This window comes from Kitasatospora sp. NPDC054768 (genome assembly GCF_053612025.1).
In genome coordinates, this window is sequence record NZ_JBSHBN010000163.1 from 1 (window position 1) to 21,036 (window position 21,036).

Consider the following 21,036-nt stretch of genomic DNA (forward strand, 5'->3'; position numbering starts at 1 on the left):
GCGGCGCGGGCCGCCGGCGCCCCGGCCCGCGCGGCGGGCCTCAACGGGCGGTAACCGCTCCCAAAACGGGGGGTGGCGGCCCTCCGAGGAGGACCGCCACCGCCGTTCGGGGTCGAGCCGGGACCGGGCTACTGCCCGGCTGCCGCGCCCTGTTGGCCGCCGCCGGTGCTGCTCGGCGTCGGCCGGCCGCCACCGCCCGGCTTTCCGCCGCCGCCCGGCGACGAGCTGTCCGTCGGTCCCGGGGGCTGCGTCTGGCAGCCGACAAACGGCAGACAGCTGTTGCCCGGGTGCGGGTTCTTGGTGCTCGACGGGCTGGGCTGGTCACCGGGGCAGTCCACGCCGGGCACGCAGGTCTGGGTGGGCTGCGGCTGCACCGGCGGCTGCGGCGCCTGCGACTGGGGCTGCGCCGGGGCCGTCGGGGTGTCGGCCGTGGTCGGGGTGGCCGTCGCGGAGGCCGTGGACGGCGCACCGGAGGAGTCGACCTCGGTGCCGACCGGCTGCGGGGTCGGGAAGTCCATCTTCTTCTCGTTGGCCAGTGCGGCCCTCATGTACCGGGTGAAGACGTCGGTCGGGATGTCACCACCGTGGATGGACTCCTTGCCGCCGGTCCCGTTGAGCGACTGCCGCTCGTGCTTGGTCGGGTCCTCGCGCCACATCGCGACGCTGGTCACCAGCTGCGGGGTGTAGCCGACCCACCAGGCCGACTTGTTCTGGTCGGTGGTACCGGTCTTGCCGGCCACCGGGCGGCCCAGGTCCTTCGTCTTCTTTCCGGTACCGTTCACGGCCACGTTCACCAGCACGTCGGTGACGTTGTCGGCGACGGCCGGCTCCAGCGCGACCTTGGGCTCCTTCTTGCCGAAGCCCGGGCGCTCCACGCCGCTCACCTCGACCTTGGTGACCGAGTACGGCTCGGCCTCCTTGCCGCTGGCCGCCAGGGTGCCGTAGGCGGTGGCCATCCGGATCGGGCTGATGGTGGAGGTGCCGAGCGGGAAGGTCGCCGTCTTCGGGTCGGCGAGGCTCTCCTTCTTGACGCCCATCTGCACCGCGATGTCGGCCACGTTCTGGCCGCCGACGTCCTGGTTGAGCTGGACGAAGGGCACGTTGTACGAGTACTGCATGGCCTGCCGCAGTGAGACGTAGCCGCGCTTGCCGGAGTCCTCGTTCTTCTGCCGGTACGGCTTGCCGTCGTCGCCGATCACCAGCGAGCCGTCCGGCTTGCGGATCTCGGACATGTCGTCGGCCAGGTACCGGCTGTCGGCGTTGATCCGCTTCGGCTTGCCCTTGTCGTCCTTCGCGGTCTGCACGCCGGTCTGCATCGCGGTGGCCAGCACGAAGGGCTTGAAGGTCGAGCCGACCTGGACGCCGGTGGCGTCGGCGTTGTTGTCGAAGTGGCCGTTCTCCACGCCGTCGCCGCCGTAGAGGGCGACGATCGCGCCGTCGCCGGGGCGGATGCTGGCGGAGCCGAACTGGATGTTGGTGTCGTTGTCCGGCCGCTTCTGCGGGTTGAGGTTCTCCGACTTGACGGCGTCGACGGCGCTCTTCAGCGCGTCGACCTTGTCCTTCTCGAAGGTGGTGTAGATCTTCAGGCCGCCCCGGTCGATCATCTGCGGGGTGATCGACTTGTCGGTGGCCATCACGTACTTGTTGGCGGTGTCGACCAGGTAGCTGATCTCACCGTTCATGTTGGAGCTGGGCTTCTGCGGGATCGGGTCCGGGAACACGTTGCACTTGGCGCGCTCGTCCGGGGTGATGGCCTTGGTGTCCACCATCTGGTCCAGGATCCAGCTCCACCGGCCCTGGGCCCGTTCCTTGTTGTCCGGGTTGGTGGGGTCGTAGTACGCCGCACCCTTGAGCAGACCGGCCAGCATGGCGCTCTGGCAGACGTTGAGGTCCTTGGCGTCCACCCCGTAGTACGCCTGGGCGGCCGCCTGGGCGCCGTTCGCGCCGCGGCCGAACCAGCTGGTGTTCAGGTAGCCGGTGAGGATCTCGGGCTTCTTCTTCTCCTGGTTGATCTTCAGCGTGATGAAGAACTCCTTCACCTTGCGGCTGAGGGTCTGTTCCTGGCTCAGGTAGGCGTTCTTCACGTACTGCTGGGTGATCGTCGAGGCGCCCTGGGTCTCACCCCCCTTCGCCATGTTCCAGACGGCGCGGAGCATGCCCTTGGGGTCGATGCCGCTGTCGGTCTGGAAGCTCTTGTTCTCCGCGGCGATGACGGCGTTCTGGAGGTTGGGGCTGATGTCCTTGAGCTCGACGATCTGACGGTTGGTCTGGCCCTTGCGGGTCATCTCCGTGTTGTCGGCCCAGTAGTAGATCGTGTTCTGGTTCTGCACCAGATCGTTCAGCTCCGGGACCTTGGTGCTCTGGTACAGGTAGAACACCAGGCCGACGAAGCAGCCGAAGACCAGCAGGAAGCCGCTCAGCCACTGCTTCCAGGACGGCAGCCAGCGCCGGATGCCGCTCTTGCCGAACCGCGGGTAGTCGATGAAGCGCTTCTTGCCGGGGCCCGCGGCCACGGCGGCGGAGGCCGCGGCGTCACCGCGCCGGCCGCCCCCCTTGCCCTTCTTCTGGGCAGCCTTGCGCATCTCCGCACGGGTCATCCGGGGCTGTTGTGCGGTCTCCCTCACCCCCGAGGGGCGGCGTCGGCCGACGCCGTCCGAGCTCAGCTCGTCGGGCTCCGACCCACCTCCCCGACGGCCGCCGCCTCCCGGGGGCTGCTGCCCGTCACCGCCCGGGTTGGGCGTCCTTCGCCGTCGCTCGCTCATCTTCCAGCCACTCCTCGCCAGGCGTTTCCAGCCTGAAGGCAGGGTTCACGTCCGATGCCCGCAAACCGCCCTGATCCCGGAGGTGGTCCTCGTGCACACGCGACAGCGTACGCAGCACGGATATACAACTAATCGGACATCAGTTGCCAATGACCGCAAAACGGCAACAGATCATTACACGCCCGTTGCCAACCTCACCTGCGCGTCGGCTTGTGATCACATTCACGCGTGCCCCCCTTGCTCGTTCCGAGGGCCGGGTTTACTGTTCTCGATATATCGAGCCGATACATCGAAGCGGCATACCGCCGGATGCGGCGGCCGGACGGACACCGAGAGGGAGGAGGACGAAGGCCATGGGCAGACGCTCAGGAGTGCTGGAGTTCGCCGTCCTCGGACTGCTCCACGACGCCCCGATGCACGGCTACGAGCTGCGCAAGCGGCTGAACATCCTGCTCGGCACGTTCCGGGCGCTCTCCTACGGAACGCTCTACCCCTGCCTGAAGAGCCTGGTCGCCCAGGGCTTCCTGGTCGAGGACAACCCGGACGTCGAGTACGTCCCGGCCACCGCGCTCAACGGCAAGCGGTCCAAGATCGTCTACCGGCTCTCCGCCGAGGGGAAGCAGCGCTTCGAGGAACTGCTCGCCGACTCCGGCCCGGACGCCTGGGAGGACGAGCACTTCGGCGTGCACTTCGCCTTCTTCGGCCAGACCGACCGGGCCGTGCGGATGCGTGTCCTGGAGGGGCGCCGCAGCCGGCTGGAGGAGCGGCTGGAGCGGATGCGCAACTCGCTGGCCCGCGCCCGCGAGCGGTTCGACGACTACACCGTCGAACTCCAGCGGCACGGACTGGAGTCGGTGGAGCGCGAGGTCCGCTGGCTCAACGAGCTGATCGAGACCGAGCGGTCCAACCGCACCGGTCGGGCCGGCTCCGACGCCGGCGGCCCCGCCGCCGGCCCCCACAAGACTTCGGACGGCCGTGGCCAGGAGGACGGGTCCCAGGACCCGCCCGGGCCACCGTACGACCGCCCGGGGCGCTCCGCCCAGGAGCGCTGACACCGCGCCAGCCCTGTGCCGCGCGGCAGGATCGGGCGCCTCGCGCCCGTACATGCAGTCATCGAAGAAGCAGGACGAGTTCCGCCGACCCCGGCGGTCCTCATGAGATCACAGGGAGCAACCGGAATGGGTTCGGTTCGCGTAGCCATCGTGGGCGTGGGCAACTGCGCCGCGTCGCTGGTGCAGGGTGTCGAGTACTACAAGGACGCCGACCCGGCCGGCAGGGTCCCCGGGCTGATGCACGTCCAGTTCGGTGACTACCACGTCCGTGACGTGGAGTTCGTCGCCGCCTTCGACGTCGACGCCAAGAAGGTCGGCTTCGACCTGGCCGACGCCATCGGCAACAGCGAGAACAACACCATCAAGATCTGCGACGTGCCGCCGACCGGCGTGACCGTCCAGCGCGGCCACACCCTCGACGGCCTGGGCAAGTACTACCTGGAGACCATCGAGGAGTCGGACGAGACTCCGGTCGACGTCGTCCAGGTCCTCAAGGACCAGCAGGTCGACGTCCTGGTCTGCTACCTGCCCGTCGGTTCCGAGGACGCGGCCAAGTTCTACGCCCAGTGCGCCATCGACGCCAAGGTCGCCTTCGTGAACGCCCTGCCGGTGTTCATCGCGGGCACCAAGGAGTGGGCGGACAAGTTCACCGAGGCCGGCGTGCCGATCGTCGGTGACGACATCAAGTCCCAGGTCGGCGCGACCATCACGCACCGCGTGATGGCCAAGCTGTTCGAGGACCGCGGTGTCATCCTCGAGCGCACCATGCAGCTGAACGTCGGCGGCAACATGGACTTCAAGAACATGCTCGAGCGCGAGCGCCTGGAGTCCAAGAAGATCTCCAAGACCCAGGCCGTCACCTCGCAGATCCGCGACCGCGAGCTGGGCGCCAAGAACGTCCACATCGGTCCCTCGGACTACGTGGCCTGGCTGGACGACCGCAAGTGGGCGTACGTCCGCCTGGAGGGTCGCGCGTTCGGCGACGTCCCGCTGAACCTGGAGTACAAGCTGGAGGTCTGGGACTCCCCGAACTCCGCCGGTGTCATCATCGACGCCGTCCGCGCCGCGAAGATCGCCAAGGACCGCGGCATCGGTGGCCCGATCCTGTCGGCCTCCTCGTACTTCATGAAGTCCCCGCCGGTCCAGTACTTCGACGACGAGGCCCGCGAGAACGTCGAGAAGTTCATCCGCGGCGAGGTCGAGCGCTGAGCGGCTGACCGCTCACGGCTCGCACAGCCGTAGGAGGGGCCCACGGTCTTCGGATCGTGGGCCCTTCACGTTCTCGCGGCCAATGTTTCACGTGAAACAGTGGCCGGTTCCATGGCACTCTGGGCGGGTGGCGATCACCGAGAACGGCAGCACCCACCAGTCCGCGCACAACGCCACGCTCCTGGACCTGCTGAAGGGCCGCGACTTCCGGCGGCTGCTGACCGCCCGGGTGCTCTCCCAGCTCTCGGACGGCGTCTTCCAGGTCTCGCTCGCCGCGTACGTGGTGTTCTCCCCCGAGAAGCAGTCCTCCCCCGCCGACATCGCCTCGGTGCTGGCCGTGATGCTGCTGCCGTTCTCGGTCATCGGCCCGTTCGCCGGCGTGCTGCTGGACCGCTGGCGCCGCCGCCAGGTGCTCTACTTCGGCAACCTGGCCCGCTTCGTGCTGGGCCTGGGCACCGGCGCGCTGCTGCTGGCGCAGGCGCCGACCTGGCTGTTCTTCGCCTCGGCCCTGCTGGTCACCGCGCTCAACCGGTTCATCCTGGCCGGCCTGTCCGCCGCCCTGCCCCGGGTGGTGGAGCAGGACCAGCTGGTCACCGCCAACGCCCTCTCCCCCACCCTCGGGACGGTCGCCGCCGCCTCGGGCGGGGGCATCGGCTTCGCGCTGCACCAGCTGATGGCTCCCGGGCCGCGGGCCGACGCCGCCCTGGTCACGGTGGCCGCGCTGCTCTACCTGTCGGCCGCGCTGGCCGCCCGGCGGATGGACCGCGACCTGCTCGGCCCGGAGCAGCACGAGGGCCGCCCGGCGCTCGGCCAGGCACTGGTCCGGGCCGCCGTCGAACTCGGCGCCGCGGTGCGCCACCTCGTGCGGGACTGCCGGCCCGCCGTGCACGCGCTGGCCGCCGTCACCGCGGCCCGGTTCTGCTACGGCGTGCTGATCGTGGTCGTGGTGATGCTCGCCCGGTACACCTTCAACGACCCGACCGACAGCGCGGCCGGGCTGGTCACCCTCGGCCAGGCGGTGGGTCTGTCCGCCGCCGGGTTCTTCGTCGCCGCGCTGGTCAGCCCCTGGTGCACCCGTCGGCTGGGCCTGGCCGGGTGGATGACGGCCTGCCTGGTCGCCCCCGTGGCCTTCGTCCCCGCCCTGGGCCTGAGCTTCACCCTGGTGCCCTGCCTGATCGCCGCCCTGCTGCTCGGGGTGGTCACCCAGGGCACCAAGATCTGCGCCGACACGGCGGTGCAGGAGTCGGTCGAGGACGAGTACCGCGGCCGCGTCTTCGCCATCTACGACGTGCTGTTCAACGTCGCCTTCGTGGCCGCCGCCCTGGTCACGGCACTGGTGCTGCCGCTGTCCGGCCGCTCGGTCGCGGTGGTGCTGGGGGTCGCCGGGGTATACGCCCTGACGGCGGTCCTCTACCTGCGCGCCGCCCGCCGGAGCCCGCTCCCCCGGTGACCAGGGCTCCTGGGAACCCTCGGGGCTCGCGGCCGACGGCGTCCGACCGACTCGCTAAGGTACTCGAACCTGTCGGATCGACAGAACTCCGTCTCGGGGGACGAACTGATGAGCACACCGCCGAATCCGTACGGCCCGGCCCCGGTGGGGCCGCCCGTCGCCACGCCGTACGGGGCACCGCCACCCCCGCCGGCCGCGCCGTACGGACCGCCGCCGGCCTACGGGCAGCCCGCGCCGCCGGCCCCGCCCGGCTACGGCCCGCCGCCCGGGTACGGACAGCCGCCCGCCTACGGGCAGCAGCCGCCCGGCCAACCGCCCTACGGACAGCAGCCGTACGGGCAACCGGCCCCCGGACCGTACGGGCAGCAGCCGCCCGCCGGACCGTACGGCCCGCCCCGGCCCGCCCCGGCGGTGCCGCCCGCGCCGGCCGCCAAGCGCGGCATCCGGTCCAAGCTGCGGATCGTCGGGCTGGTCGGCGGCTGCGTGGCGCTGGCCGTGGGCTACTTCGTGGCCGGGCCGAGCGTCAGCAGCGCCAAGGCCGGGGACTGTGTGCGGGCGAGCGGCTCCCGCGACGTCGAGATCGTCAAGTGCACTGACAGCAAAGCGAATTACCGCGTTATGTCGAAGTTCGAGGGCACCACGGACGTGACCCGCTGCAAGCAGACGCCGCAGACCACGAGCGCGGTCTCGGGCAAGAGCGGCCGCCGCTGGAACAAGAAGCGGTACGTGCTCTGCCTCGGCCCGCTGGCGCCCGCCACCACCGGCGTCCCGCCGGTGAAGAAGTCCTGACCCCTTCCGCCTCTCCTTTCCTTCCCGGGGGACCCCCTTGTCCGCTCCGCCTCCGCCTCCACCGCAGATGCCGTACGGCCCGCCACCGGGCGACGGCAACCCGTACGCCTCCGGCGGCTCCTACGGCGCACCGCCCCCACCGCCGCCGGCGCCCGGATACGGCGCACCACCGCCGGCGCCCGGATACGGCTACCCCAGCGCCCCGCCGCCGCCCGAGCAGCCGTACGGGGTCCAGCCCCCGCCGGACGGCTACGGCTACGGGTACCCGCCGCCGCCGCCGCCGGACGGGACCACCTGCCGGTTCTGCGGCGGCTACCCGGCGGTGAACGCCACCGTCCGCGGCCACCAGGGCCTGATCATCGCCTACCGGATGCTGCGGATGACCGGCCCGTTCTGCCGCACCTGCGGAACGGCGACGGTGCGCGACATGTCGGCCCGGACGCTGGTCCAGGGCTGGTGGAGCCTGGTGTCCTGGCTGCTGACCCCGATCACGCTGCTGCTGAACCTCGGCCCGCACAACAAGTTCAAGCAGTTGCCGCCGCCCGTCCCGGGCAGCCACGGCCCCCAGCTGAACCCGGGCGTTCCGCTGACCGGCCGGCCGCACATCGCGATGCTGCTGGTGCCGGTCTCGCTGGCGGTCACCGTGGCCCTGGCCGCGACCGGGGTGCTCGGCCCGAAGAAGGGCGACCCGGTCGCCGACCCGACGCCGTCCCCCACCGTGCTGACCTTCTCGCCCACGCCGCTGCCGAAGCCGACCTACACGTCACCGGTCATCCCCGCGCCGACCTTCACGCTGCCGGTCCCGACGCTGACGTTCCCGCCGGTCACCACGCCGACCGACTCGGACAGCAAGGTGGACTCGGCCAACCCCGGTGACTGCCTGCGCAACGCGAACGGCACCAGCGAGACCACCGACACCAACCCGAAGATCACCATGGTGCCCTGCACCGACACCAAGGCGCAGTACAAGATCGTCTTCAAGTACCTCGCCACCTCCGACGAGAAGGTCTGCGAGAAGCAGCCGAAGTCGGACAGCTGGTACACCAGCAAGCACCCCAACCTCCCGGCCCTGGACTACGTGCTCTGCCTGAAGCAGCTCAAGTAGCCCGGTACGAAGGATGGGTGGCCCCGGCCGAGTGCCGGGGCCACCCCTCCCGTCGTGTCCGGCGCCGCGTCCGGCGCCGCGTCCGGAGATCCGGACCCCGGACTCAGCCCTGCTGCTCGGCCCACCAGGCCCGCAGTGCCCCGACCGCCTCGTCGTGCTCCATCGGGCCGTGCTCCAGCCGGAGTTCGAGCATGTGCTTGTACGCCTTGCCGACCTGCGGGCCGGGCTTGAGGCCGAGCAGCTCCATGATCTGGTTGCCGTCCAGCGCCGGGCGGACGGCGTCCAGCTCCTCCCGCGCCTTCAGCTCGTCGATCCGGATCTCCAGACCGTCGTAGGTGCGGGAGAGCGCGGCCGCCTTCTTCTTGTTGCGGGTGGTGCAGTCGGAGCGGGTCAGCTTGTGCAGGCGCTCCAGCAGCGGCCCGGCGTCGGTGACGTAGCGGCGCACCGCCGAGTCGGTCCACTCGCCGCCGCCGTAGCCGTGGAAGCGCAGGTGCAGCTCGACCAGGCGCGAGACGTCCTCGATGAGCTCCTTGGAGTACTTGAGCTCCCGCATCCGCTTGCGGGTCATCTTGGCGCCGACCACCTCGTGGTGGTGGAAGGAGACGCGGCCGTCCGACTCGAAGCGGCGGGTGCGCGGCTTGCCGATGTCGTGCAGCAGCGCGGCGAGCCGCAGGGTGAGGTCCGGGCCGTCCTGCTCCAGGTCGACGGCCTGCTCCAGGACGGTCAGCGAGTGCTCGTAGACGTCCTTGTGCCGGTGGTGCTCGTCCCGCTCCAGCTGCAGCGCGGGGAGCTCGGGCAGCACGTACCCGGCCAGGCCGGTGTCGACCAGCAGCCGCAGGCCCTTCACCGGGTGCTTGGCCAGCAGCAGCTTGTTCAGCTCGGCCTGGATCCGCTCGGCGGAGACGATGGTGAGCCGCTCGGCCATCGCGGTCATCGCGGCGACCACCTCGGGCGCCGGGTCGAAGTCCAGCTGGGCGGCGAAGCGGGCGGCCCGCATCATCCGCAGCGGGTCGTCGGAGAAGGACTCCTCGGGGGTGGCGGGGGTGCGCAGCACCCGGGCCTCCAGGTCCTCCAGACCGTGGTGCGGGTCGACGAAGCCGCGGCCGGGCAGGTCGACGGCCATCGCGTTGACGGTGAAGTCCCGGCGGACCAGGTCCTCCCCGATGGTGTCGCCGTAGCTGACCTCGGGCTTGCGCGAGGTGCGGTCGTACGCCTCGGAGCGGTAGGTGGTGATCTCGATCAGGAAGGAGCCCTCGGGGGTGTCCTTGCGGGCGCCGACCGTGCCGAAGGCGATGCCGACGTCCCAGACCGCGTCCGCCCAGCCCTTGACCAGCTTGAGCACCTGCTGCGGGCGGGCGTCGGTGGTGAAGTCCAGGTCGTTGCCGAGCCGGCCGAGCAGCGCGTCCCGGACGGACCCGCCGACCAGCGCCAGCCGGTGACCGGCCGCCTGGAACCGGCGGGCGATCTCGTCGGCGACCGGCGACACCCGCAGCAGCTCTTGGAGGCCGAGGGCCTGGGCCTCGCTCAGGCCTGGTACGACCTGGACGGCGGTGCTGGAGGGGTCGGTGTGCGCGGTGGGCTCATTGGCAGTGGACACGGCTCACAAGGGTACGTGCCCCGACAGGTCAACCGCCCGCGCGTTCTGGGCGTCTCACCCCACAGCCCGCAACACTGCGCGGCGGGCTGCATCGTTACCATGCCGGTGGACGAGTCTCGGGCACCGGACGGGGGATGCGGTGCCGCGCGCCGCCGCCGTCCGCGGGAACCCCCGCGGCAGCGGTGCGGCGACGGCGTCGGGCGGAGCGATCCAAGAGAGTCAAGCGAAGACCGTCGGGCGGACCGCGCCGGACGACAGCATCAGCAGCGAACGATCGAGAACGGCGAGGGCGAAGCGAGTGAGTGAGCCGGCACGGCACTCGGGCCTGGGGACGCACCGACAGCCTGGAGGGGCCGAGCGCCCCGCCGAGGGGCGTCATCCGGCCCGCCGGACGCGCCGGGCGGGCGCGCGCCTGGCCGCCGCCTGCGCGGCCGCCCTGACCCTCTTCACGGCCACCCCGGCCGGCGCGCTGCCCGCCGGCGGCAACGTCCGGCCGGCCGCGGACTCCACCATCACGGCCGAGTACCCGGTGGTGATGACCATCGACACGCTCAGCCCGCAGGTGGCCACCCCGAACGGCATCGTGACGATCACCGGACACGTCACCAACGCCGGCAAGTCGGCGGTCAAGGGCGCCCACGCGGCCGTCCGCAAGCCGTACTCCAACAAGCCGCTGGACCGGCGCAGCGACCTGGCCAACGTGGCCGACCGCTCCACGCCGGACGGCAAGGACGGCACCGAGCTGGACACCCCCCAGTACGCCCTGCCGGAGCTGAACCCGGGGCAGAGCCAGCCGTACACGCTGAGCGTCGCGGTGAGCGACCTCGGACTGTCCGCGAGCGGCGCGTACGAGCTCGCGGTGGACGCCTGGGGCGGGACCGCCGACAACCCGCGCGACCGCCCCCTGGGCATCGCCCGGACCTTCCTGCCGTACAACCCGGGCGGCGCCGAGGCGCAGCCGACGAAGGTCGCCACGGTCTGGCCGCTGGTGCACGCGCCGGTGGTGGCCGCCCAGACCACCACCGACAGCAACGACCAGCCCGTCTCGGTGCTACGCGACGACAGCCTGGCCACCGAGTTCGCCCCGGGCGGCCGGCTGTACGAGCTGGTCGACACCGGCGCCAAGCTGAACGGCCTGACCTGGGTGATCGACCCGGACCTGCTGGACGCCGCGCTCGCGATGACCAAGACCTACCGGGTGCAGAAGCCGGGCACCGAGGGGTCGGGCAAGTCCGTCAAGGACGACAACACCGTCCAGATGCAGCCCTCGGCCGCCGCCGTCGCCTGGCTGGACAAGCTGCGGGCCGCCGTCGCCAAGCCGGGCACCCAGGTGGTCTCGCTGCCGTACGCCGACCCGGACCTCGCCTCGATCGCCCACAACGGCTCCGACCTGACCGGGATGACCACCGCGCTGAGCAAGGCGGCCACCGCCGGCCGGCTGACCGTCGAGGGCCGGCTCGCCGTGGACACCCGGTCGGACGTCGCCTGGCCGTTCCAGGGCTACCTCGACCAGCAGATCGCCTCCCTCGCCCAGCAGTCGGGCAGCGGGCTGGTGCTGGTCAACGGCGCGAGCATGCCCGAGGCGGACTCGCTCAACTACACCCCGACCGCCGTCCGCCCGATCGGCGGCGGGCAGAGCGCCGTGGTGGCCGACGAGACCGTCTCCTCGCTCTTCGACAAGGACCTGAGCAGCCCGCAGGCGCAGACCGACGCCACCCAGCGCTTCCTCGCCGAGACCTTCGCGATCACCCACGAGCAGCCGCAGAACCAGCGCGGACTGCTGGTCCTGCCCCCGCGCGAGCTGAGCGTCGCCGGCGCCAAGGCGCTGGCGAGCGCCCTGCAGACGGCGGACGGCAAGTGGATCTCCTCGGTCAAGCTGGACGCGGTGGCCCAGTCCGCGGCCGACCCGAAGGCGAACACCGCCGTCCCGGCGCCCACCGACTACCCGACCCAGGCCCGCGCCTCGGAGCTGCCGGCGGCCGACCTGAGCCGCACCGACGACATCCAGCACGACCTGGACACCCTGATGCGGGTGCTCACCCTGCCGCAGCGGGTGCGCGGCCCGTTCAGCGCCGCGATGGTCCGCTCGCTGTCCACCGAGTGGCGCAGCCAGCCGCCGGCCGGGAGCACCTACCGCGCCGGCGTCACGAAGTACCTGAAGGAGCTGACCAGCGCCGTCCAGGTGCCGAAGAAGAACGTCGTCACCCTGGCCGGCAACACCGGTCTGCTCCAGGTCAGCGTCCGCAACGACCTGACCCAGACGGTCACCAACCTGAAGCTGGTGCTCACCTCGGCCCAGCCGAACAGGCTGCGGGTGAGCAAGGAGGAGGAGCTGGTCCTCCCGGCCTCGCAGAGCGTGACCCTGCGCTTCAACGCCGAGGCGCACAACAACGGGACGGTCGCGATGACCGCCCAGCTGTGGACCACCGGCCCCGACTCCCGGCCGTACGGCGACCCCCAGCAGTTCAAGGTCGAGGTCACCTCGGTGACCAACGGGGTGCTGTACATCTTCGCGGGCGCCGGTGTCCTGCTGCTGCTGGCCGCGCTGCGCTTCGTGCGCCAGCGCAAGCGGCGCGGCGGACAGCCGCACGAGGACGGCGACCAGCCGGTCGGGGACGCCCCGGCGGCGGACGGCACCGGAGCGCGGGACACGGCCGAGGACACGGCGCAGGACACGGCGGAGGGCGCCTCGGAGGACACGGCGCAGGACTCCACCGCGGATCGCGCCGGGGCCGCGGAACCGGACCGGGCCGGCGGGACGGACGACACCCGAGGTGACGGTCCCGCGCAGACACCGCGCGGCAGCAGCCCGGATGGCCGGGATCGGGCCGCCGGTGATGAGAAGGTTGGTCCTTGATACCGCCGACCCCCCGCACCGCCGGGCCGGCCTCCCCCCACGACAGCGAAGAGGTGACATGACCGGGCGCAGCGAGGAGCGGCCGTCGGGCCGCGGTGAGAGCCGGCCGGGCGCCGAGTCGCCGTCCGGCGACTGGTACGTGGCCGACACCTACGCCCAGGACCCGTACGCGGCGGACGCGTACGGGCACCCGCAGGACGGCCAGGACCCGTACGGTCTGCAGGCCGGTCGGCCCGTCGCGCCCCAGCCGCCGGCCGCCGCGTACGACGTGCCGCCGCAGCTGCCGCCGCAGGGCGGCGGCTACCCGACGCCGGTGCCGCCGACCCCGTACCAGGCCCAGCAGCAGTTCGCGGCCCCGGTGCCGCCGGTGCAGCCCGGCTGGGACACCCCGGTGCAGGGCGCCTGGCCGCAGCAGCCGGCCCCGGCGCAGGCCGCCGGTGGCCACTGGGGCGGCGTCGAGCAGCCCCGGCCGCAGTGGGAGCCGGGCCCGGCGCACTCCGCCTGGGACACCGAGACCACCGAGTACGTCGGGGTGGACGCCCTGTTCGGCGGCCGCCCGGCGCAGTCCGCGGCCCAGCCGCCGGTCCCGCAGCCCGCCCCGGCCCCGCAGCAGGTCCAGCCGACCGCCCCTCCGGTCGGCCCCGCCCCGTACCCGCCGGCGGGCGGCTACCCGGGGCAGCCGCAGCACGGCGGCGCTCCGGGCGGGCAGCAGCACTTCGTGCCGCCGATCGAGTTCGACCCGCCGCTCTCCGAGGAGGAGGCCACCAGGCAGGTGGCCGCCGTCGCGGTGCCCCCGGCCGTCGAACCGCTGTCCGACGTCGTCGCCGAGGAGCAGGCCGCCCAGCAGGCGCCCGCCGCCGAACCCGCCCAGGCGGCCGGTGGCGGCAAGGTCGCCAGCCTGCTGAACTCCAGCGCGATCATGGCGGCCGGCACGCTGGTCTCCCGCGGCACCGGCTTCGTCCGGACCATGGTGATCACCGCGGCCATCGGTGTCGGCGTGATGGGTGACTCCTACAACGCGGCGAACACCCTGCCGACCCTGCTGTACATCCTGATCGGCGGCGGCGCGCTGAACGCGGTCTTCGTGCCGCAGCTGGTGCGCAGCATGAAGAACGACGAGGACGGCGGCACCGCGTACGCCAGCCGGCTGCTCACCCTGGTGATGGTCGGGCTCGGCGGCGTGGTCTTCCTGGCGGTGCTCGGGGCGCCCGTGCTGGTGCAGCTGATCGCCCACCCGATGATGGCCAACCCGGAGCGCGCCGACACCACGGTGGCGATGGCCCGCTTCTGCCTGCCGAGCATCTTCTTCATGGGCATCCACGTGGTGATGGGCCAGATCCTCAACGCCCGCGGCCGCTTCGGCGCGATGATGTGGACCCCGGTCCTGAACAACATCGTGGTGATCTTCACCTTCTCCGCCTACATCTGGGTCTACAGCGGGTTCGGCACCACCCACGTCACCCCGGAGGGCATCTCCCCCGAGGGCGTGCGGCTGCTCGGCCTCGGCACCCTGATCGGTCTGGTCGTCCAGTCGCTGGCGATGATCCCGTACCTGCGGGCCGCCGAGTTCCGCTTCCGGCCCCGCTTCGACTGGCGCGGTCACGGCCTGGGCAAGGCCGCCCGGCTGGCCAAGTGGACGTTCTTCTTCGTGCTCGCCAACCAGGCCGGCTACCTGGTGATCACCCAGCTGTCCACCAAGGCGGGCGACGCCGCGGCGGCGGCCGGCCACGACGGCGTCGGCCTGGCCGCGTTCTCCAACGCGCTGCTGATCTGGCAGCTCCCGCAGGCCGTGATCACCGTCTCGATCATGAGCGCGGTGCTCCCCCGGCTCTCCCGGGCGGCGGCCGACGAGGACGCCGGCGCCGTGCGCGACGACATCTCCTACGGCCTGCGCACCACCGCGGTCGCGGTCGTCCCGGCGGCCTTCCTGTTCCTGTCGCTGGGCCCGGTGATCGGCCGGGCGATCTACGCGGTCGGCGGCAACGACACCGTCCTGAACGACGCCACCAACGTCGGTCTGATGCTCTCCGCGTTCGCCCTGGGCCTGATCCCGTACTCCGCCCAGTACGTGATGCTGCGCGGCTTCTACGCCTACGAGGACACCCGCACGCCGTTCTCCAACACCGTCTGGGTCGCGGCCTGCCAGGCCGGCTTCGCCCTGCTGTGCTGGCTGGTGCTGCCCGCCGAGTGGACGGTGGTCGGCCTCGCCTTCGGCTACGGCCTCGCCTACGCCGTCGGGGTGACGGTCGCGATGCCGAAGCTGAAGAAGCGGATCGGCGGACTGGACACCAAGCGGATCGGCAGGACGTACAGCCGGCTGGCCGCCGCCTGCGTCCCGGCCGCGCTGGTCGGCCTCGGCGCCAGCCTGGGGGTCCAGCAGGTGCTCGGCGGCTGGCCGGGCAGCGTGGCGGCCCTGGTCGTGGCCGGCGGCCTCCAGCTGGCGGTCTTCGTGCTCATCGCGAAGCGCCTGCGGATCGAGGAACTGAACGCCATGCTGGGCATGGTCCGCGGCCGGCTGGGCCGCTGACCGTCCGACCACCGGCCGGACGAGCGGACGCCCTGACCGGGCGTCAACCGGTGCGAGACGCTCCTCCGCTCGTCCGGCCGAGTGCTGGGTCACCGGTTGGTTCGGGTCCGCCCGACCGTCGGATGGCGACCCGGTGTCCAATCTGCACCACATCTCTCCACCCGCGTGCAACCGAGCGGACGTCCCAGCGGTCGTACCCGGTGGAGAAGAGTGGGCACAATTGTCCTGGAGCACAGGGCCGCCGACCCCCGGGCTCCAGCGAATCTCTCAGGCCGGGGCTACACAAGGGGAGGCAGGACCACGGTGGCTGATGGCACCAAGGCCGTCGTCGACACGTCAGCAGCTGACGCGGCGACGGACGAGGCCGCACTGGCCGCGGCGATCGACGAGCTCACGGGCTCGCAGGACGCCGGCGGGAGCACCTCCGCGGACGCCCGCGAGGGCGCCACCACCGCTGCCGCCGTCCCCGGGCGCACCGACGCGGACAAGGACGAGGACGAGGACGAGAGCGGGGACGACGCACCGGCCGCAGGACCGGGCACCCCCGCCGGCGAGGAGACCTCGGAGATCACCGCACCGCTCTCCGTGCAGGAGCTCCGCGCCGAACTGGCCGCCGGCTCCCCCCGGAAGAAGCCCACCGACGAACCCACCCGCCCCGCGCGCCGCCCCACCGACCCGCAGCCCACGGTCGACCCGCGCGACACCGCCACCCTCCCGCGCACCCTCCCCGCCCCGCAGCGCCGCAGCGGCGACATGATCGGCCACCGGTACCGGCTGGAGGAGTGCATCTCCCAGACCGAGACCTTCAGCAGCTGGCGCGCCGTCGACGAGAAGCTGCGCCGGGCCGTCGGCGTCCACCTGATGGCCTCCGGCCACCAGCGGGCCCGCAAGGTGGTGGCGGCCGCCAAGTCCGCCGCGCTGCTCGGCGACCCGCGCTTCGTCCAGGTCCTGGACGCCGTCCACGAGGGCGAGCTGGTCTACGTCGTCCGGGAGTGGCTGCCGCACTCCTCCGACCTGGCCAGGCTGCTCGCCAACGGCCCGATGGAGCCGCACGAGGCGTACCAGATGGTCCGCCAGGTCGCCGACGCCGTCGCGGCCGCCCACCGGCGCGGCCAGGCCCACCTGCGGCTCACCCCGCGCTGCGTGCTGCGCACCGACAGCGGCCAGTACCGGATCAACGGCATCGCGGTGGACGCCGCCCTGCGCGGGCTGCCCGCCGAGGACGCCGAGGACGCCCAGCGGGCGGACACCCGCGCGATCGGCGCACTGCTGTTCGCCGCGCTCACCCACCGCTGGCCGTACCCGGAGGACCGCTACGACCTCCAGGGCCTGCCCAAGGGCCTCCAGAACGCCGCGCCGGACCAGGTCCGCGCCGGGGTCCACAAGGGCCTGTCCGAGCTCGCCGCGCGGGCCCTGTTCGACCAGCCGCCGCACCACGCCCAGCCGATCACCACGCCGGAGGAGCTGGTCCGGGCGATCGCGCAGATGCCCCGGATCCGCCAGCCCGAACCGGAGCTGCCCGCCTTCCCGGTCCCGCCCCGGCACAACACCCACGCGCTGCCCACCGCGCCCAACCCGACCCGGGTCGCCGACACCACCGTCGCCCCGCTGCCGGCCTCCTCCCGCCCGACCTCCTCCCGGCGCACCAGGCGGCGGCTGCGCCGGGTGGTCAAGGCCACCGCGTGGACGGTCGCGCTGGGGGCGATCGGCGTCGCCTCCTGGCAGTTCGTCGACAGCCTGCGGCACACCGGGTCGGCCACCGCGTCCCCGGCCCCCTCGACCAGCAGCACCGCGCCGAGCCCGCAGGCCAGCACCCACAACCCGGTGACGCTGGCCGTCAAGGACGCGCAGTCCTACAACCCCCTGGGCGACGGGCCCGAGGGCACCGAGAGCATCGGGAAGGCCATCGACGGCGACCTGAGCACCTCGTGGACCACCGGCTGGTACGTCGACCAGTTCGGCGCCAAACCGCCCGCGCTGAAGTCGGGCACCGGCCTGCTGATCGACCTCGGCTCGCCGCAGCCGGTCTCCTCGGTGAACGTCCAGTTCTCCGGCGGCGAGCAGTCCGCGGAGCTGCGGCTGCCCACCCCGGCCGCCGGCGCCAACCCGCTGCAGGCCAAGCCGGACGCCTTCACCGTCGTCGGGAAGAAGACCGGGAGCAACGTCGAGTACACCCTCGACTCCCCGGTCACCACGCGGTACCTCTTGATCTGGCTGACCGGTCTGACGAAGGATACCGACGGCAGGTTCCGCGGCCACGTCGCCGAGGTGAAGGTCTCCGGCTGATCCGACGACCGCGGACGCGGCACGGACCGGCGGCCGGGAGGGAGGGGTGACGGTGGCGGACGACGCGCACCCGACGGACGACGCGACGCTGCTCGCCCGGCACGTCGCCGGCGACCCGGCGGCCTTCGGTCTGCTGGTGGACCGCCACCGCGACCGGCTCTGGGCGGTCGCCCTGCGTACCCTGGGCGACCGCGAGGAGGCCGCCGACGCCCTCCAGGACGCCCTGGTCTCCGCCTTCCGCGCCGCCGCCGGCTTCCAGGGCCGCTCGGCGGTCACCACCTGGCTGCACCGGATCGTGGTCAACGCCTGCCTGGACCGCGCCCGGCGCGGCGCCACCCGCCGCACCACCCCGCTCGACGAGGACCCCCAGCGGCTGGACACCCTGGTCGGCAGCGCCGAGCCGGCCGACTTCCCGGTGGTCCGGGCCGAGCTGCACCGCGAGCTGACCGCGGCGCTCGCCGAGCTGCCCGCCGAGCAGCGGGCCGCACTGGTGCTGGTCGACATGCAGGGGTACCCGGTGGCCGAGGCGGCCGAACTGCTGGGCGTTCCGGTGGGCACCGTGAAGAGCCGCTGCGCGCGCGGCCGGGCCCGGCTCCTCCCCCTGGTCCGGCACCTGTGCGAGCCCGATGTTTCACGTGAAACACCGCCCGCCCGCGGCTCGGCCCCGCCGCGCCGCGACACCCGGGGGAACCCGAAGCCGCCCGGCACCGTCACAGGGGCGGGCCCGAGCACCGGCCGGACGGTCCTGGAAGGAGACGCGAGCACCCGATGAACGCCCACCCCTCCTTCCCCGACCCCGCCGAGGACCACCCCCCGGTCGAGCGGCTGGCCGACCTCGCCGAAGGACTGATCGAGTCCCCGGACACCATCGGGGCGCTGCGCCGGCACCTGGACGGCTGCGCCGAGTGCCGGGAGACCGTCGAGGCCCTCGCCGAGGTCCAGGCGATACTCGGCGACGTCGAGACCCCGCCGATGCCGGCCGACGTCGCCGCCCGGCTGGACGCGGCGCTGGCCGAGGCCGCAGCCGCCGCCGCAACCGCCGGTAACGGCCGTGAGGCCGTCGAACCGGCCCAGGAGGCCCCCGCGGCCGACCACCGGGCCGAGGCCCCGGCCCGGTCCGCGCGTGCCGCCACGGCGCCCGTCACGCCCTCCTCCGCCGCCTCCCGGCCGGTGGCCCAATCCGGCGACCGACCCGCCGGCCGGTCCGGCTCGGCCGGCGGGCCAGGCCGCGCCCGCCCCCGCCGGCGGCGGTTCGCCCTGCTGCTCGGCACGGCCGCCGTCCTGGCCGCCCTCGGGCTCGGCGGGGCACTGCTGCTCCACCCCGACGACGGGTCCGGCACGGTGGCGGCCACCGCGGGCGGCGCCCCGGCCGTGACCACCGACGGCCACGATGTCCGCGCCCCGCACACGGCGGGCGCCGGCACCGAGTACCGCGACGACGAACTCGCCGCCCAGGTGCAACAGTTGCTGGCCCGCTCGAAGAACGTCCCGGGACTGCTGGCCACCGGGCCCGCCCAGTCCGAGGGGGCCCTGCCCGCCGACGGCGGCCGCCCGGAGCCCGACTCGCCCTCCCCCGCCTCCCCCAGCGGCCCGGGCTGCCCGGCACCCGCCTCCGGCACCCCGCTGGCCACCGACCGGGGCAGCTACCACGGCGCCCCGGTCGACGTCCTGGTCTACTCCCTGCCCGGCCGCCCCGGTTCCGTCGACGTCTACCTGCGCTCCCCCGACTGCGGCCCGGTCGTCCTGCACCAGGCCGTTCCCAGTCGCTGACCGGCGGTTCCCATGCGATCCACGCCGACGGCGGCACGCCGCTTCCGGACTTCGGGCGCCTGGTACTGATCCGCCTGGGAATGCGAGACACTGGTCAGTCGTTGTCCCGGGCGGCGGAGCAGGACCGCCCTCCCCGCAGCAAACGCGGGTCGCGATGCGAACCAGGAGAAGCAGTGAGCGACGTCCGTAACGTGATCATCATCGGTTCCGGCCCGGCCGGGTACACGGCCGCGCTCTACACGGCCCGTGCCTCCCTCAAGCCGCTGGTCTTCGAGGGGGCCGTGACCGCCGGTGGTGCGCTCATGAACACCACCGAGGTCGAGAACTTCCCGGGCTTCCGGGACGGCATCATGGGCCCCGAGCTGATGGACAACATGCGGGCCCAGGCCGAGCGCTTCGGCGCCGAGCTGATCCCCGACGACATCGTCGCGGTCGACCTCACCGGTGACATCAAGACCGTCACCGACTCCGAGGGCAACGTGCACCAGGCGCGCGCCGTGATCGTCACCACCGGCTCCCAGCACCGCAAGCTCGGTCTGCCGAACGAGGACAAGCTCTCCGGCCGTGGCGTCTCCTGGTGCGCCACCTGCGACGGCTTCTTCTTCCGCGACCAGGACATCGCAGTGGTCGGCGGCGGCGACACCGCCCTGGAGGAGGCGACCTTCCTCTCCCGCTTCGCCAGGAGCGTCACGATCATCCACCGCCGGGACACCCTGCGCGCCTCCAAGGCGATGCAGGAGCGCGCCTTCGCCGACCCGAAGATCCGCTTCGAGTGGGACAGCGCGGTCGAGGCCATCCACGGCGACCCGAAGCTCAGCGGTGTCACCCTGCGCGACACCACGACCGGCGAGACCCGCGAGCTGGCCGTCACCGGTCTGTTCATCGCGATCGGCCACGACCCGCGCACCGAGCTCTTCAAGGGCCAGCTGGACCTGGACGCCGAGGGCTACCTCAAGGTCGAGGCCCCCTCGACCCGGACCAACATCCCGGGCGTCTTCGGCGCCGGCGACGTCGTGGACCACACCTACCGCCAGGCCATCACCGCCGCCGGCACCGGCTGCTCCTCCGCCCTGGACGCCGAGCGCTACCTGGCCGCGCTGGACGACCTGGAGGCCAAGGCCGCCGTCGCGGTCTGAGCCCCCCTCCGCCCCACGGGGGTGTTCCACGTGAAACACCCCCGCCCCGGCCGGGCAGAAACAGAACGGGCCCACCCGTTGTTCTCCTGGCAGCAGCCCCCCTCCGTCCGAACCCGAGGAGTTCCCGTGGCCGGCGCCACCACCACCGTCACCGACGCGACGTTCGAGCAGGACGTCCTGAAGAGCGAGAAGCCCGTACTGGTCGACTTCTGGGCCACCTGGTGCGGCCCGTGCCGCCAGGTCGCCCCGGTCCTGGACGACATCGCGGCCGAGCACGGCGAGAAGCTGACCATCGCCAAGCTGGACGTGGACGCCAACCAGGCGACCGCCGCCAAGTACGGCGTCATCTCGATCCCGACCCTGATCGTCTACAAGGACGGCGAGCCGGTGAAGTCCATCACCGGTGCCCGTCCGAAGGCCGCGCTGCTGCGCGAGCTGGCCGAGTTCATCTAGGTCTTCCGGTCGTCGACCGCACGGCGGCGGGGCTCCCCTCGGT

General features: G+C 72.6%; 14 protein-coding genes. 12 read left to right on the forward strand and 2 right to left on the reverse strand.

The window, feature by feature from the left end:
* Window positions 1–128: 128 nt before the first annotated feature.
* Complete coding sequence (locus ACWGKU_RS33715; protein ID WP_452180382.1) at window positions 129–2,597, reverse strand: transglycosylase domain-containing protein; 2,469 nt, start codon at window positions 2,595–2,597, stop codon at window positions 129–131.
* A 518-nt stretch (window positions 2,598–3,115) separates the two neighbouring features.
* On the opposite strand from ACWGKU_RS33715, the gene ACWGKU_RS33720 reads away from it, so the two are divergent.
* The 5 genes from ACWGKU_RS33720 (at window position 3,116) to ACWGKU_RS33740 (ending at window position 8,367) form a co-directional block, all read left to right on the forward strand.
* Window positions 3,116–3,814, forward strand: coding sequence for a PadR family transcriptional regulator (locus tag ACWGKU_RS33720; protein ID WP_380541288.1), 699 nt, complete (start codon window positions 3,116–3,118; stop codon window positions 3,812–3,814).
* 126 nt (window positions 3,815–3,940) lie between these two features.
* On the forward strand, window positions 3,941–5,023 hold the full coding sequence (locus ACWGKU_RS33725; RefSeq protein ID WP_401053231.1) for an inositol-3-phosphate synthase: 1,083 nt from the start codon (window positions 3,941–3,943) through the stop codon (window positions 5,021–5,023).
* A gap of 127 nt (window positions 5,024–5,150) precedes the next feature.
* Window positions 5,151–6,473 (forward strand): MFS transporter, encoded by a 1,323-nt coding sequence (locus tag ACWGKU_RS33730; protein ID WP_401053229.1) that lies wholly within the window; start codon window positions 5,151–5,153, stop codon window positions 6,471–6,473.
* A gap of 108 nt (window positions 6,474–6,581) precedes the next feature.
* Window positions 6,582–7,262 (forward strand): LppU/SCO3897 family protein, encoded by a 681-nt coding sequence (locus tag ACWGKU_RS33735; RefSeq protein WP_401053227.1) that lies wholly within the window; start codon window positions 6,582–6,584, stop codon window positions 7,260–7,262.
* 67 nt (window positions 7,263–7,329) lie between these two features.
* Window positions 7,330–8,367, forward strand: coding sequence for an LppU/SCO3897 family protein (locus tag ACWGKU_RS33740; protein WP_452180381.1), 1,038 nt, complete (start codon window positions 7,330–7,332; stop codon window positions 8,365–8,367).
* A 103-nt stretch (window positions 8,368–8,470) separates the two neighbouring features.
* On the opposite strand, the gene ACWGKU_RS33745 is transcribed toward ACWGKU_RS33740, so the two are convergent.
* Complete coding sequence (locus ACWGKU_RS33745) at window positions 8,471–9,895, reverse strand: CCA tRNA nucleotidyltransferase (protein ID WP_452180383.1); 1,425 nt, start codon at window positions 9,893–9,895, stop codon at window positions 8,471–8,473.
* A gap of 367 nt (window positions 9,896–10,262) precedes the next feature.
* On the opposite strand from ACWGKU_RS33745, the gene ACWGKU_RS33750 reads away from it, so the two are divergent.
* The 7 genes from ACWGKU_RS33750 to trxA all read left to right on the forward strand — a co-directional run bounded on the left by ACWGKU_RS33750 (window position 10,263) and on the right by trxA (window position 20,993).
* The gene (locus ACWGKU_RS33750; RefSeq protein ID WP_452180380.1) at window positions 10,263–12,821 is read left to right on the forward strand and encodes a DUF6049 family protein; all 2,559 of its coding nucleotides are present in this window, start codon (window positions 10,263–10,265) and stop codon (window positions 12,819–12,821) included.
* Window positions 12,822–12,879: 58 nt separating this feature from the next.
* Complete coding sequence (gene murJ / locus ACWGKU_RS33755) at window positions 12,880–15,348, forward strand: murein biosynthesis integral membrane protein MurJ (RefSeq protein WP_452180379.1); 2,469 nt, start codon at window positions 12,880–12,882, stop codon at window positions 15,346–15,348.
* A gap of 303 nt (window positions 15,349–15,651) precedes the next feature.
* Window positions 15,652–17,634, forward strand: coding sequence for a serine/threonine protein kinase (locus tag ACWGKU_RS33760; RefSeq protein WP_452180378.1), 1,983 nt, complete (start codon window positions 15,652–15,654; stop codon window positions 17,632–17,634).
* A 52-nt stretch (window positions 17,635–17,686) separates the two neighbouring features.
* Window positions 17,687–18,406 carry an RNA polymerase sigma factor SigM gene (gene sigM, locus ACWGKU_RS33765; RefSeq protein WP_452180377.1) on the forward strand — a complete coding sequence of 240 codons (720 nt, stop codon included), beginning with the start codon at window positions 17,687–17,689 and terminating at the stop codon, window positions 18,404–18,406.
* Window positions 18,403–19,404 carry a hypothetical protein gene (locus ACWGKU_RS33770; protein ID WP_452180376.1) on the forward strand — a complete coding sequence of 334 codons (1,002 nt, stop codon included), beginning with the start codon at window positions 18,403–18,405 and terminating at the stop codon, window positions 19,402–19,404. Before sigM ends, ACWGKU_RS33770 begins: the two co-directional genes overlap by 4 nt.
* 173 nt (window positions 19,405–19,577) lie before the next feature.
* A complete protein-coding gene (gene trxB / locus ACWGKU_RS33775; protein ID WP_401056365.1) occupies window positions 19,578–20,540 on the forward strand; it encodes a thioredoxin-disulfide reductase in 963 nt (320 codons plus the stop codon).
* 126 nt (window positions 20,541–20,666) lie between these two features.
* On the forward strand, window positions 20,667–20,993 hold the full coding sequence (gene trxA, locus ACWGKU_RS33780) for a thioredoxin (RefSeq protein WP_359909516.1): 327 nt from the start codon (window positions 20,667–20,669) through the stop codon (window positions 20,991–20,993).
* Window positions 20,994–21,036: the final 43 nt, after the last annotated feature.